This window comes from Mesorhizobium sp. B2-5-11, assembly GCF_006440835.1.
GTDB lineage: Bacteria > Pseudomonadota > Alphaproteobacteria > Rhizobiales > Rhizobiaceae > Mesorhizobium.
Genome location: NZ_VFUK01000002.1, coordinates 753,137 through 766,614, shown reverse-complemented (window position 1 = coordinate 766,614; position 13,478 = coordinate 753,137). Strand labels below are relative to the sequence as shown.

The window sequence follows — 13,478 nt, the reverse complement described above, 5'->3', positions numbered from 1 at the left end:
CCCAGCCTCCATCCGCTGGCGATAAAACCGGACAACTCACGTGCTACCTAATCCGGACAACTCATCTGCTTACGACACTCGTTCTCCGCGGGCTTGGAAATTGTGCACTTTGGGAGCAATATCTCCTCAATGAACAAGATATTTCGCAAACAGCAATTGACGCCCTACGAGGCCGACTATGCTCAGTGGTGCGCCGAGCAGGGCGCGTTGCTGCGCGAAGGTCGTCTTTCCGACCTCGATCGTGAGAATGTTGCCGAGGAGATCGAGAGCTTGGGGCGGAGCGACAAAAGGGAAATTGCGAGCAGGCTTGGCACTTTGGTCCTTCACTTGCTAAAATGGGAGTTTCAGTCTGAGCAGCGCAAAACGGGCTGGTTGCTGACAATTCGGGAGCAACGGCTTCGGATTGAGGGCCTGCTTGATGAAAGTCCGAGCCTCAAAAAATATCCTGCGCAGGTGCTCGATCGAGAGTTCAAGATAGCAAGATTAAAGGCCTTGGACGAAACAGGCCTGAGAGATCGGGATTTCCCTGTCCATTGCCCCTATGGGATCAAGGAAATCTTGGACGATGATTATTTCCCAGGATCACCGTGGTCTTCAGACAACCTTATGCGCGAATAGACTGATAGTGGTGTGTTGACGGACGTTCCATCACCTGGCGAGCATTCGGCATGGCCACCGAAATAGCTTCGCCCCACGACATCTTCCCGCATATCCGCATCGTCATGGGCATGGTGATCGGGCTCGGCGTCGCGCGCCTGTTGTCGGGGGTGGCGCGCATCGTCCAGCATCCCGGCCAGTACCGGCTCTATACGGTGCATCTGGCCTGGGTCGCTTCGGTGCTGTTGATGCTGGTGCATTTCTGGTGGTGGGAGTTCGGCCTCTACGCCATCGAAACATGGACCTTCGGCAAGTACCTGTTCATCATCTTCTACGCCATCACCCTGTTCCTGCTCTGCGCGCTGCTGTTTCCGGATTCGATGCTCGACTACACCAGCTATGAGGATTTCTTCTATTCGCGCCGCGCCTGGTTCTTCGGCCTGCTGGCCGCGACCTACGTGCTCGACGTGATCGACACGCTGCTGAAGGGGCCGGAGCATTTCGCCCGCTTCGGCAACGAATATCTGTTCCGCACGCCGGTCTTCGTCGCGCTGTGCATCGCCGCGATCCTGGTGCGCGACCGCCGCTTTCACATCGCCTTCGTCGCCGCGGCGCTGATCTATCAGATATCGTTCATCCTGCGGCTGTTCGACACGATCGTATGACGGCCGCGGATGCTCTAGGCTGACCGGGAAAGGCAGGGTTCAACCATGTACAAGGCCGTCGGATCGCGTGGATCCCGGGTCAGCCGTGTTCTGTGGATGCTCGAAGAACTCGGGCAGGCCTATGAATTCGTCGAAATTCCCCTGCGCTCGCCCGAAGCCTATGCGCTCAACCCCTCGGGCAAGGTGCCGATCCTGATCGACGGCGAGCTGACGCTGACGGATTCGGCGGCGATCTGCGTCTATCTCGCCGATAAGCACGCGGACAAGGGCATGGGCGCCAGTCCCGGTCTCGCAGGCCGCGCCGAAATGGATTCCTGGATGCATTTTGCCCAGAGCGAGTTCGAGGCGCCGCTGTGGAACAAATTGCGCCACCGCTTCCTGCTGCCCAGGGAAGTCCGGGTCGACGTCGGCCCCGCGGCCGCTTACGATTTCGCCTCCGAGGTCAAGGCGCTGGAGCGCCGGCTTGGCGACAAGCCTTTCGCGCTCGGCGACCGGTTCTCGGCTGTCGACGTGCTGCTCGGCGACATGGGCGGCTGGGCGCGCGCCGGCCGGTTCCCGGTCGAATCCGACCGCGTCAACGCCTATTTCGACCGCGTGCTTTCACGCCCTGCCCGTGCCCGGGCGCAAGCCAATGGCGGAGCCATGAAATGAAGCTCAACCTCAACACCGACTTCACGAAGTTCCCGCGCGCCATCTCGGTGCTGACCTCCGGCAATGCCGGCACCACGGCGCCATCCGGTCGTGCTGTTCTTGCCCATGACGAGCGGCATCTGCGCCGCCGGGCGATCGAATTGTCCGACGGCAGCAAGGTGCTGGTCGACCTGTCGGAGCCCGTCGCACTCAACGACGGCGACCGGCTGGTGCTGGAAGACGGCCGCCACGTCGAGATCATCGCGGCGCCGGAGGAGGTCTATGATATCCGCGCCCGCGACGCCGTGCATCTGGCGGAACTGGCCTGGCATATCGGCAACCGCCATCTCGCGGCGGCGATAGAGGCGGAGCGCATCCTCATCCTGCGCGATCATGTCATCAAGGCGATGCTGGAGGGGCTCGGGGCCACGGTGCGCGAGGTCTCCGAGCCGTTCAAACCGGTGCGGGGCGCCTATTCCGGCGGCCATGACCACGGCCATGCGCACGCCCACAGCCACGCCGAAGCGCATTCGCACAGCCATTCGCATTCGCACGACCATCACGATCATCATGACTGACCAGCCATCCGGGGTCGCCCTGCTGCGATTGATGGCGTGGCTGTCGCCGGTCTTTCCGGTCGGCGGCTTTTCCTACAGCCATGGCCTCGAGCGCGCCGCGCATGATGGGCTGGTGACCGATGCGGCGAGCCTCGCCGCTTGGCTTGAAACGCTGGTCGAGATGGGCTCCGCCTGGAACGATGCCGTGCTGTTCGCGGAGAGCTGGCGCAACGCCCGCGACGGCGGCGATCCGGCCGAAGTCGCCACACTGGCGGAGGCGTTGGCCGGGTCGCGTGAGCGCCATGCCGAGACCATGCTGCAAGGTGCGGCTTTCCTCAAAGCGGCCGCCGCCTGGCCCACTCCCGTGCTGGAGCGCTTGCCCGCCGATTGTGCGTACTGCGTCGCCGTCGGCGCTGTTGCCGGCGGCAATGGTATCGCGCTTCAGGACGCGCTGTCCGCCTTCCTGCAGGCCTTCTTCTCCAATCTCGTCCAGGCCGCGATCCGGCTGGGCGTCATCGGACAAAGCGGCGCGACCAGTTTGCTCGCCGGCTTCGAGCAGCTGGCCCTTGCGACCGCCGCCCGCGCATCCCGCTCGACATTGGACGATCTCGGCGGTTGCGCCTTTGTCTCTGATATCGTGGCGATGCAGCACGAAACCCAGTATTCGCGATTGTTCCGCTCATGATCGTCCTTGCCTTCATCCTCTCATTCGTCCTGCTGGTGATCACCGCGTTGCACGTTTATTGGGGCATTGGCGGGATATGGCCGGGCAAGGATGCAGCGTCCTGCGCGCATGCGGTCGTCGGCTTTCGCGGCGTCGACGAGATGCCGGCGCCGTTCGCCTGCTTTGCCGTCGCCGCCTGCCTGGCGCTGGCAACGCTCTGGCCGATGGCTCTGGAGGGTGTGTTTGCCTCGCCCTTTCCCAGGGAAGGCCTCGCCGCCACCGCGCTGCTGATCGGGCTGGTGTTTCTCGGACGCGGCATTGCCGGCTTCACGCCCCGGTGGCGCCGGCTGGCACCGGAACAGCCTTTCGCGCGGCTCGATAGGAGCCTTTATTCGCCGCTGTGCCTGCTGATCGGGCTCGGCTTCGCAGTTCTCGCCATCACGGAGTTCCCGACATGACGCAGCCCAACGGTCCTCTTCGCATCGGCATTGGCGGCCCCGTCGGTTCGGGCAAGACGACGCTCACCGAGAAACTGTGCAAGGCGCTGCGTGAGGAATTCTCCATCGCCGTCGTCACCAACGACATCTACACAAGGGAAGACGCCATGATGCTGGCGCGGCTGCAGGCGCTGCCGGAAGAGCGCATCGTCGGCGTCGAGACCGGCGGCTGCCCGCACACCGCCATCCGCGAGGACGCCTCGATCAATCTGCAGGCGATCGCGGAGCTCAACCGCAAATTCCCCGATCTCGACATCATCTTCATCGAATCCGGCGGCGACAACCTTGCCGCCACCTTCTCGCCGGATCTCGCCGATCTCACGCTCTATGTCATCTCCGTCTGCCAGGGCGAGGAGATCCCGCGGAAAGGCGGTCCGGCGATCACCCGTTCCGATTTCCTGATCATCAACAAGAGCGACCTGGCGCCCTATGTGAACGTCAATCTCGACGTGATGGAGAGCGACGCCACCCGCATGCGCGGCAAGCGGCCGTTCGGCTTCACCGACCTGTCGCGCGGCAAGGGGTTGCGGGAGGTGATCGATTTCATCGTCGAGCATGGCGGCTTGAGGCTCGGGACCGCCGCAAGCACGGCGGCGTGAGCCGGCTGCACCAACCGAAACCGGTTGCGGGCACAAGCAGGGCACGGCATTGTTCCTAAAACCCGGAGGATTTTTCGATGAGCATCGCCCGCCTGCAAAAGGAACCGCTGACCAACCTGCCCTTCTACGAGGAGCGCGTCGATCTTGCCTGCGCCTTCCGCTGGACGGCGCGGCTCAACATGCACGAGGCGGTGGCCAACCATTTCTCGCTGGCGGTCAACGAGGACGGCACAAAATTCCTGATGAACCCCAATCAGGTGCACTTCTCGCGTATCAAGGCGAGCGACCTTTTGATGATCGACGCCAACGATCCCGAGACGCTGTCCGGCCCGAATGCGCCCGACCCGACGGCGTGGGGCCTGCACGGCGCCATCCACCGCAACGTCCGTCATGCGCGCTGCGTCATGCATGTGCATTCCATCCACGCCACCGTGCTGGCCTCGCTCGCCGATTCGAGGCTGCCGCCGATCGACCAGAATTCGGCGATGTTCTTCAACCGCCATGTGGTCGACGCCCATTATGGCGGTCTGGCCTTCGAGGAAGAGGGCGAGCGCTGCTCGCAGCTCCTGACCGACCCCAAGGTCAAGGTAATGGTGATGGGCAATCACGGCGTGCTGGTCATCGGCGACACGGTGGCCGACGCCTTCAATCGCATGTTCTATTTCGAACGCGCCGCCGAGACCTACATCAAGGCGCTGTGGACCGGGCGGCCGCTGCGCACGCTTTCCGACGCCATCGCCGAGAAGGCGGCACGCGAAATGGACGACTATCCCGGCCAGGCCGAGCGGCATCTCAGCGAACTGAAGGCGATCCTCGACGAGCAGGAGCCGGTCTATCGGAACTGAGGTTTAAAGCCCCAGTTCAGCCCGCAATTCCTCGGCGCTGTTGATGACCACCGCACCGGGCGGGCCGTCCATCGGTTTTTCCGGCCAGAAGATCGTCTTCATGCCTGCCGCCAGCCCCGCCATGGCGCCCGGCCAGCTGTCGTCGACCGCCACCGCGTTCGCGGGATCGACATCGGCCAGATAGGCGGCGCGCAGGAACGGCTCGGCTTGCGGCTTGCCTTCGCGCACGTCGTTGCGGCTGATGGTCTTCATGCCTGGATAGATCAGGCCGACCATGTGCAGATTGGCGTCGACGATCATGCGGTCGGAATTCGAGACCACGGCCTGCTGCACGCCAAGTGCGCGCAATTCGTTGAAGATCTCGATCGCACCGGGGCGCGGCTTCAATGTCGTGACAAGCGGCAGATAATGCTCGTATTTATGGACGATCCACTCGTCGAAGGGCAGATCCAGGCCGAACTCGTCGCGCATCATCAGGTAGACCGGCCAGGCAGCGACCCCGAGAACGCGCTCATGCAGGTCGGGCGGAGGCTGAAGGCCGACATTGCGCATCGCCGCCACCAGGGCTGCTTCGTGCAGCGGTTCGCTGTCGACCAGCGTGCCGTCCATGTCCCAGAAAACCGCTTTCGGTGTCATGCAACGCTCCTTTTGGCGTTCCCTTAAAGGGTTTACCCCGCGAGATAAACCATCCGGACGGCAGAACGTGCCACCTGTCGGAACGGAAATCCTCCTTTTGCCTGCCGTGGAATCCCCAGGCCGACGATGATCCGGCCGATCCCACGCCCGCATGCGCAAGCAATTGCCCTGGCGATTTGACAATTGCGCAGCGCGCGGTTCCCTGCGAAAGTAGGCGCGACCGGTTCCATGACCGGCGGTTTCGGGAGGCAGGACGTGAACAACCGGCAGGAGGGGGGCAGCAACAGGTTGGACGATGCCGCGCGCGCGGGCTGGCTTTATTACGTCGCCGGCAACACGCAGGACCAGATCGCCGCCACGCTCGGCATCTCGCGGCAGACTGCACAGCGGCTGGTGTCGCTGGCAGTGTCGGAAGGCCTGATCAAGGTGCGCGTCGACCATCCGATCGCCAACTGCCTCGACCTCGCCGCCCGCCTGAAGTCGCGCTTCGCGCTCGACCTGGTCGAGGTGGTGCCGAGCGACCCGACCTCGTCGTCGACGACGATCGGTATCGCCGAGGCGGCGGCAGCGGAAATCGAGAGGCGGCTGAGATCGCCGGCGCCGATCGTGCTGGCGATCGGCACCGGCCGTACGCTGAAGGCGGCGATCGAGCAACTGCCGCCGATGGAGTGCCCGCAGCACAAGGTGGTGTCCCTGACCGGCAATATCTCGCCGGACGGTTCGGCCGCTTTCTACAACGTCATCTTCACCATGGCCGACAGGGTCAAGGCGCGGTCGTTCCCGATGCCGTTGCCGGTCATCGCCTCCTCGCCGCAGGAGCGCGAGATGCTGCTCAGCCAGCCGATGATCCAGCCGACGCTGGCGCTGGCCGCGGAGGCCGACGTCACCTTCGTCGGCATCGGCGACCTCGGCCCGAAGGCGCCGCTCTATGAGGACGGCTTCATCTCCGACGCCGAGCTGAAGGCGCTACAGAAGGCCGGCGGCGTCGCCGAAATTGTCGGCTGGGTGTTCGATCGCGACGGCCGCATGATCGAGGGCATCACCAACGACCGGGTGTCGTCGGCGGCCCTGCCGTCACGCGAGAAGTCGCTGGTCATCGCGCTCGCCATGGGTGAACGCAAGCTGCCGGGCATCCTGGCGGCCGTGAACCGCCGGCTGGTCAACGGCCTCATCACCGACGAACGAACCGCCGCCGCCCTGCTGGCGAGCGGGTGAGCCAAAAGCCTCGAGGCAACATCGATTTGCGATAAAATCCGGGCCTGCTATCCATGCCGTCCGAAAGGATCGTTGCCGTCGAGGAAGCCAAGGTCCCGCTGCAGGTGCGGCGACAGGTCCCTGATGTCGAGATGCGCCTTTTTCCTGGTCGCGAACCAGCCGAATCCGTCCGCAAGCCATGAAATCCAGCGATGATCCGGAGCGGGAGTGCATTTTTGCTGCGCCATGGTCATGATCGTCAACCTTCGCTATCTTCAACCCGAGTGACGGGCTGAGGATGAATGTCGGTCTTGCCGGCCGCCTTTGCCAATCGAACGTCGATAAGGACCCATAAGGAGGCTTTATGCCGGATCTCGGCTCGCGACAGGTTGCGCAGCTTCCGCCGCTGCAGGCGATCCGGGTGTTCGAAGCGGTGGCGCGGCATCTGTCCTTCACCAAAGCGGCCGAGGAACTGGCGATGACGCAGGCAGCGGTCAGCTATCAGATCAAAGTGCTGGAGGAGCGGGTCGGCGCGCCGCTTTTCCTGCGCCGGCCGCGGCAGATCGAACTCACCGAAGCCGGACAGCGCCTGGCGCCGGCGGTCAGCGAAGCCTTCGCCTTACTCGGGCAGGCCTATGCGGCGGCCCGCGGCGGGGCGGACGGTCTGCTGTGCGTCACCACGGTGCTGACCTTTGCCTCCAACTGGCTGGCGCATCATCTGGGTTCGTTCCAGATCGCGCATCCCGCCCTTGCCGTGCGGCTCGACACATCCAGCCGCCTGACCGATTTCGCCCGCGAGGATGTCGACCTTGCCATCCGCTCGGGCGGCGGCAAATGGCCGGGACTGGAGGCCTACAAGCTGCTCGACGCCGATTTCACGCCGATGCTCAGCCCCAAGCTCGCCGCGAGCATCGGCGGCGTCAAGGAACCGGCCGATCTGCTCAAGCTGCCGATCCTTGATCCCGGCGACATCTGGTGGACGCAATGGTTCGAGGCCGCGGGAGTGCAAAGCCATGACCTTGCCAAGCGCCCCGGCAGCAGCATGGGCGCGCAGGCTTATGAGGCCAATGCGGCCATCGCAGGCCATGGCGTGGCGATCCTGACCAGGGCGCTGTTCAAGGCGGAACTCGCCGACGGCCGCCTGATCCAGCCCTTCGACCTGGTCGGCGACGACGGCCACGCCTACTGGCTGGTCTATCCGGAGGCGCGCCGCAACGTGCCGAAGATCCGCGCTTTCCGCGACTGGATCCTGGCCGAGATCGCCTGCTGACCGGCTAACTCCAGGATCAAAACCGCGCTCCATCCAGATCGCCGTTGTCGCCCGGTCCGCGCCTGCGGGACGGCCATTTGCAACGCGCCAGGTCGGCGCTCCTCCATCGAGTGTGCGCTGCACCATCGAATCTGGCTTGACATAATTCATTCTTAGTGAGTAATTGCTCACAGCCAAGGCAAATGCTCATCTTGGTCCATGGGAGGAATTTGATGAAACTTCGTACGCTCATCCTGGGCTTGTGCTCGGCCAGCGCGCTCGCGTTCGCGGCACATGCCGAATCCATCACCATCGCCACCGTCAACAATGGCGATATGGTCCGCATGCAGAAGCTGACCGACGACTTCACCAAGGCGAACCCCGACATCCAGCTCAACTGGGTGACGCTGGAAGAGAACGTGCTGCGCGAGCGCGTGACCACCGACATCGCCACCAAGGGCGGCCAGTATGACGTGATGACCATCGGCACCTACGAGGTCCCGATCTGGGCCAAGCAGAGCTGGCTGTTGCCGCTCGACAAGCTCGGCGACGACTACGACGCCAAGGACATCATCCCGGCGATCGCCGGCGGCCTCTCGGTCGACGGCAAGCTCTATGCCGCGCCCTTCTACGGCGAAAGCTCCTTCGTCATGTACCGCAAGGACCTGATGGAGAAGGCAGGGCTGAAGATGCCCGACGCGCCGACCTGGGACTTCATCAAGCAGGCCGCCGACAAGATGACCGACCGCGCCAATGGCGTGAACGGCGTTTGCCTGCGCGGCAAGGCCGGCTGGGGCGAGAACATGGCCTTCCTGACCGCCATGTCGAACTCCTTCGGCGCGCGCTGGTTCGACGAGAACTGGAAGCCGCAATTCGACCAGCCCGAATGGAAGAACACCTTGCAGTTCTATGTCGACCTGATGAAGGCCGACGGGCCGGAGGGCGCGTCTTCCAACGGCTTCAACGAGAATTTGGCGCTGTTCCAGCAGGGCAAGTGCGGCATGTGGATCGACGCCACCGTCGCCGCCTCCTTCGTCTCCGATCCCAAGGCCTCGCAGGTCGCCGACAAGGTCGGTTACGCATTGGCGCCTGACAATGGGCTCGGCAAGCGCGGCAACTGGCTGTGGGCGTGGTCGCTGGCCATTCCCGCCGGCACGCAGAAGGCCGATGCCGCCGAGAAGTTCGTGTCATGGGCAACCAGCAAGCACTATGCAGAACTGGTCGCCTCGAAGGAAGGCTGGGCCAACGTTCCGCCGGGAACGCGCTCCTCGCTCTATGCCAATCCAGAGTACCAGAAGGCGGCTCCGTTCGCCAAGATGACGCTGGACTCCATCAATGCCGCCGACCCGACGCATCCGACCGTCAAGCCGGTGCCCTATGTCGGCGTGCAGTTCGTCGCCATCCCCGAATTCCAGGGCCTCGGCACCACCGTCGGCCAGCTGTTCTCGGCAGCCCTTGCCGGCCAGTCGAGCGTCGACGACGCGCTGAAGCAGGCCCAGGACGCCGCAACCGCGGCGATGACCGAGGGCGGCTACATCCAGTAAGGCTCCTCCCGGTGCCTAAGGCCGGTCGCCGACCATGGCCGGCAACGGCCGCCCGAAACCCAGTTCGGGCGGCCACTTCCCGACAGCTCGAGAAAATTCCGTCCGATCCTTGAAGGGTGACCGTCATGGCTACTCAGCAGACCCGTTCGCTTGCCCGTTTCATGATGGCGCCATCCGTCGTCCTGCTGCTCGTCTGGATGGTCGTTCCGCTGGCGCTCACGCTCTGGTTCTCCTTCCAGCAGTACAATCCGCTCAATCCGATCCGCGACGGCTTCGTCGGCTTCTCCAATTACGCGTTGTTCTATTCCAACCCGGCCTTCCTGCAATCGATCCTGAACACGCTGCTGATCGTCGTCAGCGTGCTTGTGATCACCGTGGTCGGAGGCATCCTGCTGGCGCTTTTGATCGACCAGCCGATGTGGGGCCAGGGCATCGTGCGCATCCTCGTCATCTCGCCGTTCTTCGTCATGCCGCCGGTGGCGGCACTGGTCTGGAAGAACATGATCATGCATCCGCAATACGGCGTCTTCGCCGACATAGCGCGGTTCTTTGGCCTCCAGCCCATAGACTGGTTCGGACAATATCCGCTGACCGCCATCATCATCATCGTCGCCTGGCAGTGGCTGCCTTTCGCGACGCTCATTCTTTTGACTTCGCTTCAGTCGCTGGACGGCGAGCAGAAGGAAGCCGCCGAGATGGACGGCGCCGGCTTCATCAGCCGCTTCATCTACCTGACGCTGCCGCACATGTCGCGCGCGATCACCGTCGTCATCCTGATCCAGACGATCTTCCTGCTTTCGGTCTATGCCGAGATCCTCGTCACCACCAATGGCGGCCCGGGATACGCCTCCACCAACCTGCCCTTCCTGGTCTACCAGAAGGCGCTGCTCGAATTCAAAATCGGCCAGGCCTCCGCCGGCGGCATCATCGCGGTCATTCTCGCCAACATCGTCGCCTTCTTCGCCATGCGCGCCGTCGGCAAGAACCTGGACAGATAAGGGAGGAAAAGATGGCACGCGCAGTCACAACCCGGCACAAGACGATCGCGACGGCTGCCGCCTGGATCGTCGCCTTGCTGATCTTCTTCCCGATCCTCTACACGATCATCACCTCGTTCAAGTCGGAACAGGAGGCGATCCAGGGCTTCAACCTGATCCCGTCCGGGACCTTCGAGAGCTATTCCGAGGTCCAGGCGCAGAACGGCTATTTCAAGTTCTTCCTGAACTCGGTGCTGCTCTCGGTCGGCTCGACCATCCTGGCCCTGCTGGTCGCCATTCCGGCGGCCTGGTCGATGGCGTTCTCGCCGACCAAGCGGACCAAGGACATTTTGATGTGGATGCTATCCACCAAGATGATGCCGGCCGTGGCCGTGCTGTTTCCGATCTACCTGATCTTCCGCGACACCGGCCTGCTCGACAGCCGCATCGGCCTGATGGTGATGCTGATGCTGATCAACCTGCCGATCGTGGTGTGGATGCTCTACACCTATTTCCGAGAAATCCCCGGCGAGATCCTGGAAGCGGCGCGCATGGACGGCGCCTCGCTGTGGAACGAGATCATCTATGTGCTCACACCCATGGCGGTGCCGGGCATCGCCTCGACCATGCTGCTCAACATCATCCTGGCCTGGAACGAAGCGTTCTGGACGATCCGGCTGACCACGACGGAAGCAGCACCCTTGACCGCCTTCATCAGCTCCTTCTCCAGCCCGCAAGGCCTGTTCTGGGCGAAGCTCTCGGCCGCCTCGACGCTGGCGATCGCGCCGATCCTGATCATGGGCTGGTTCAGCCAGAAGCAACTGGTGCGCGGCCTGACCTTCGGTGCGGTGAAGTAGGGGCGGCGCCGTGAAGTAGCAGCGTGCGCCAGGCGGCGGACGGAAATCCACCGGGAGGAAAGCATGGGAAATATCACGCTCAAGAACGTCTCGAAATCCTTCGGCTCGACGTCGATCATTCCGAACATCGATCTCGTCATCGAGGACGGCGAGTTCGTCGTCTTCGTCGGCCCGTCGGGCTGCGGCAAGTCCACGCTGCTGCGCCTGATCGCCGGCCTGGAGGACACCAGCGGCGGCACCATCAACATTGACGGTCGCGACGTCACCGGCGAGGCGCCGGCCAAGCGCAAGCTTGCCATGGTGTTCCAGTCCTATGCGCTCTACCCGCACATGACGGTGGCCAAGAACATCGCCTTTCCGCTGAAGATGGCGGGCGAGGACCAGGCGACCATCGACAGGAAGGTGAAGGACGCCGCGCGCGTGCTCAACCTCACCAATTATCTGGAGCGCCGCCCCGGCCAGCTTTCCGGCGGCCAGCGCCAGCGCGTCGCCATCGGCCGCGCCATCGTGCGCCAGCCTTCGGCCTTCCTGTTCGATGAACCCTTGTCCAACCTCGACGCGGCACTCCGCGGCACGATGCGGCTGGAGATCAGCGAACTGCACCACCAGCTCAAGACGACGATGATCTACGTCACCCACGACCAGGTCGAGGCGATGACCATGGCCGACAAGATCGTCGTGCTGAATGCCGGAAATGTCGAGCAGGTCGGCTCGCCGATGGAGCTCTACAAGACGCCGAAGAACCTGTTCGTCGCCGGCTTCATCGGCTCGCCGAAAATGAACCTGATCGAAGGCGCCCCGGCGGCGAAGTACGGCGCCAAGACCATCGGCATCCGGCCCGAGCACATGGCGATCTCGACCACGGCGGGCGATTGGAAGGCAACAGTCGGCGTTGCCGAACACCTGGGATCCGACACGTTCCTGCATGTCCAGGCCGACGGTGTCGGCCCGCTGACGGTGCGCGCCGACGGCGAACTCAGCGTCCACCATGGCGACAGTATTTATCTCACGCCCGACAAGGCCAAGCTGCATCGCTTCGGCCCCGACGGCAAGGCGTCGGCGGCATGAGGCTGAAAGGCAAATCGGCGCTGATCACCGGGTCGGCGCGCGGCATCGGCAAGGCCTTCGCCGAAGCCTATGTCGGCGAAGGCGCCGCCGTTGCCATAGCCGACATCAACCTCGAGGCGGCGCAAAAGACGGCCGCCGAGATCGGCGGCAAGGCCTATGCGGTCAAGCTCGATGTCACCGACCTCGCTTCCATCGACGCGGCGGTGAAGGCCGTCGAGACCAGGACCGGCGGTCTCGACATCCTGATCAACAACGCCGCTTTGTTCGACCTGGCGCCGATCGTCGACATTACCAAGGCGAGCTACGACAAACTGTTTTCCGTCAACGTCGCCGGCACGCTGTTCATGCTGCAGGCGGCCGCCCGCTCGATGATCGCGCGGGGCAAAGGCGGCAGGATCATCAACATGGCGAGCCAGGCCGGGCGGCGCGGCGAACCGCTGGTCGGCGTCTATTGCGCCACCAAGGCCGCCGTCATCTCGCTGACCCAGTCGGCGGGACTCGACCTGATCAAGCACCGCATCAACGTCAACGCCATCGCGCCCGGCGTCGTTGACGGTGAGCACTGGGATCATGTCGATGCGCTGTTCGCCAAGTTCGAAAACCGGCCGAAGGGCGAGAAGAAGAAGCTGGTCGGCGAGAGCGTGCCCTATGGCCGCATGGGCACGGCCCAGGACCTGACAGGCATGGCGGTCTTCCTCGCCAGCAGCGACGCCGAATATATCGTCGCCCAGACCTACAATGTCGATGGCGGCCAGTGGATGAGTTGAGGCGGGGGCGGCCTCTTCTCCCCGTGCCTCCGCGGGGAGAAGAGGCCAACATCAAGGTGGCGGCCGCATCGCCTCGGAAGGCATGTGCCGCTTCCTACCCTCTCCCGGTGAAGGGGAGAGAAGGGTAACGAA

At 63.7% G+C, this 13,478-nt stretch carries 17 protein-coding genes; 15 read left to right on the top strand and 2 right to left on the bottom strand.

From position 1 onward, the window contains the following. Positions 1-129 precede the first annotated feature (129 nt). The 8 genes from FJ490_RS11020 (at position 130) to FJ490_RS10985 (ending at position 5,054) form a co-directional block, all read left to right on the top strand. Positions 130-618, top strand: a complete 489-nt coding sequence (locus FJ490_RS11020; protein ID WP_140491324.1) for a DUF29 domain-containing protein — start codon at positions 130-132, stop codon at positions 616-618. 50 nt (positions 619-668) lie between these two features. Next, positions 669-1,262: a hypothetical protein gene (locus tag FJ490_RS11015; RefSeq protein ID WP_140491326.1), complete on the top strand. Its 594-nt coding sequence runs from the start codon at positions 669-671 to the stop codon at positions 1,260-1,262. 45 nt (positions 1,263-1,307) lie between these two features. Continuing rightward, positions 1,308-1,913, top strand: coding sequence for a glutathione S-transferase family protein (locus FJ490_RS11010; protein ID WP_140729571.1), 606 nt, complete (start codon positions 1,308-1,310; stop codon positions 1,911-1,913). After that, entirely contained in the window at positions 1,910-2,470 is a 561-nt protein-coding gene (locus tag FJ490_RS11005; RefSeq protein ID WP_140729570.1) for an urease accessory protein UreE, read from the top strand. Before FJ490_RS11010 ends, FJ490_RS11005 begins: the two co-directional genes overlap by 4 nt. Beyond that, on the top strand, positions 2,463-3,134 hold the full coding sequence (locus tag FJ490_RS11000) for an urease accessory protein UreF (protein ID WP_140514382.1): 672 nt from the start codon (positions 2,463-2,465) through the stop codon (positions 3,132-3,134). Before FJ490_RS11005 ends, FJ490_RS11000 begins: the two co-directional genes overlap by 8 nt. Next, a complete protein-coding gene (locus FJ490_RS10995) occupies positions 3,131-3,571 on the top strand; it encodes a DUF3995 domain-containing protein (RefSeq protein WP_140514380.1) in 441 nt (146 codons plus the stop codon). The genes FJ490_RS11000 and FJ490_RS10995 overlap by 4 nt, the downstream gene beginning before the upstream one ends. Beyond that, the gene (gene ureG / locus FJ490_RS10990) at positions 3,568-4,209 is read left to right on the top strand and encodes an urease accessory protein UreG (RefSeq protein WP_140491334.1); all 642 of its coding nucleotides are present in this window, start codon (positions 3,568-3,570) and stop codon (positions 4,207-4,209) included. Before FJ490_RS10995 ends, ureG begins: the two co-directional genes overlap by 4 nt. A gap of 77 nt (positions 4,210-4,286) precedes the next feature. Further along, the gene (locus tag FJ490_RS10985) at positions 4,287-5,054 is read left to right on the top strand and encodes a class II aldolase and adducin N-terminal domain-containing protein (protein WP_140491336.1); all 768 of its coding nucleotides are present in this window, start codon (positions 4,287-4,289) and stop codon (positions 5,052-5,054) included. Positions 5,055-5,057: 3 nt separating this feature from the next. Here FJ490_RS10985 and FJ490_RS10980 read toward each other — a convergent pair whose 3' ends face one another. Continuing rightward, positions 5,058-5,690 (bottom strand): HAD family phosphatase, encoded by a 633-nt coding sequence (locus tag FJ490_RS10980; RefSeq protein ID WP_140491338.1) that lies wholly within the window; start codon positions 5,688-5,690, stop codon positions 5,058-5,060. 255 nt (positions 5,691-5,945) lie between these two features. Here FJ490_RS10980 and FJ490_RS10975 point away from each other — a divergent pair, with 255 nt between their 5' ends. Beyond that, entirely contained in the window at positions 5,946-6,905 is a 960-nt protein-coding gene (locus FJ490_RS10975) for a sugar-binding transcriptional regulator (RefSeq protein WP_140491340.1), read from the top strand. A 47-nt stretch (positions 6,906-6,952) separates the two neighbouring features. Here the strand turns inward: FJ490_RS10975 and FJ490_RS10970 are convergent, their stop codons facing one another. Continuing rightward, positions 6,953-7,138, bottom strand: a complete 186-nt coding sequence (locus FJ490_RS10970; RefSeq protein WP_140493424.1) for a hypothetical protein — start codon at positions 7,136-7,138, stop codon at positions 6,953-6,955. Positions 7,139-7,248: 110 nt separating this feature from the next. Between FJ490_RS10970 and gcvA the strand changes: the two genes are divergently transcribed. From gcvA to FJ490_RS10940, 6 genes are all read left to right on the top strand, one after another. Further along, entirely contained in the window at positions 7,249-8,154 is a 906-nt protein-coding gene (gene gcvA / locus FJ490_RS10965) for a transcriptional regulator GcvA (RefSeq protein ID WP_140491342.1), read from the top strand. 212 nt (positions 8,155-8,366) lie between these two features. Beyond that, positions 8,367-9,677, top strand: coding sequence for a sugar ABC transporter substrate-binding protein (locus FJ490_RS10960; protein ID WP_140491344.1), 1,311 nt, complete (start codon positions 8,367-8,369; stop codon positions 9,675-9,677). A gap of 125 nt (positions 9,678-9,802) precedes the next feature. Next, complete coding sequence (locus tag FJ490_RS10955; protein WP_140491346.1) at positions 9,803-10,675, top strand: sugar ABC transporter permease; 873 nt, start codon at positions 9,803-9,805, stop codon at positions 10,673-10,675. A gap of 11 nt (positions 10,676-10,686) precedes the next feature. Beyond that, complete coding sequence (locus tag FJ490_RS10950) at positions 10,687-11,511, top strand: carbohydrate ABC transporter permease (protein ID WP_140491348.1); 825 nt, start codon at positions 10,687-10,689, stop codon at positions 11,509-11,511. Between the two features lie 63 nt (positions 11,512-11,574). Further along, positions 11,575-12,579, top strand: coding sequence for an ABC transporter ATP-binding protein (locus FJ490_RS10945; protein WP_140514369.1), 1,005 nt, complete (start codon positions 11,575-11,577; stop codon positions 12,577-12,579). Continuing rightward, on the top strand, positions 12,576-13,346 hold the full coding sequence (locus tag FJ490_RS10940; RefSeq protein WP_140729569.1) for an L-iditol 2-dehydrogenase: 771 nt from the start codon (positions 12,576-12,578) through the stop codon (positions 13,344-13,346). Before FJ490_RS10945 ends, FJ490_RS10940 begins: the two co-directional genes overlap by 4 nt. The last annotated feature ends 132 nt before the right edge of the window (positions 13,347-13,478 follow it).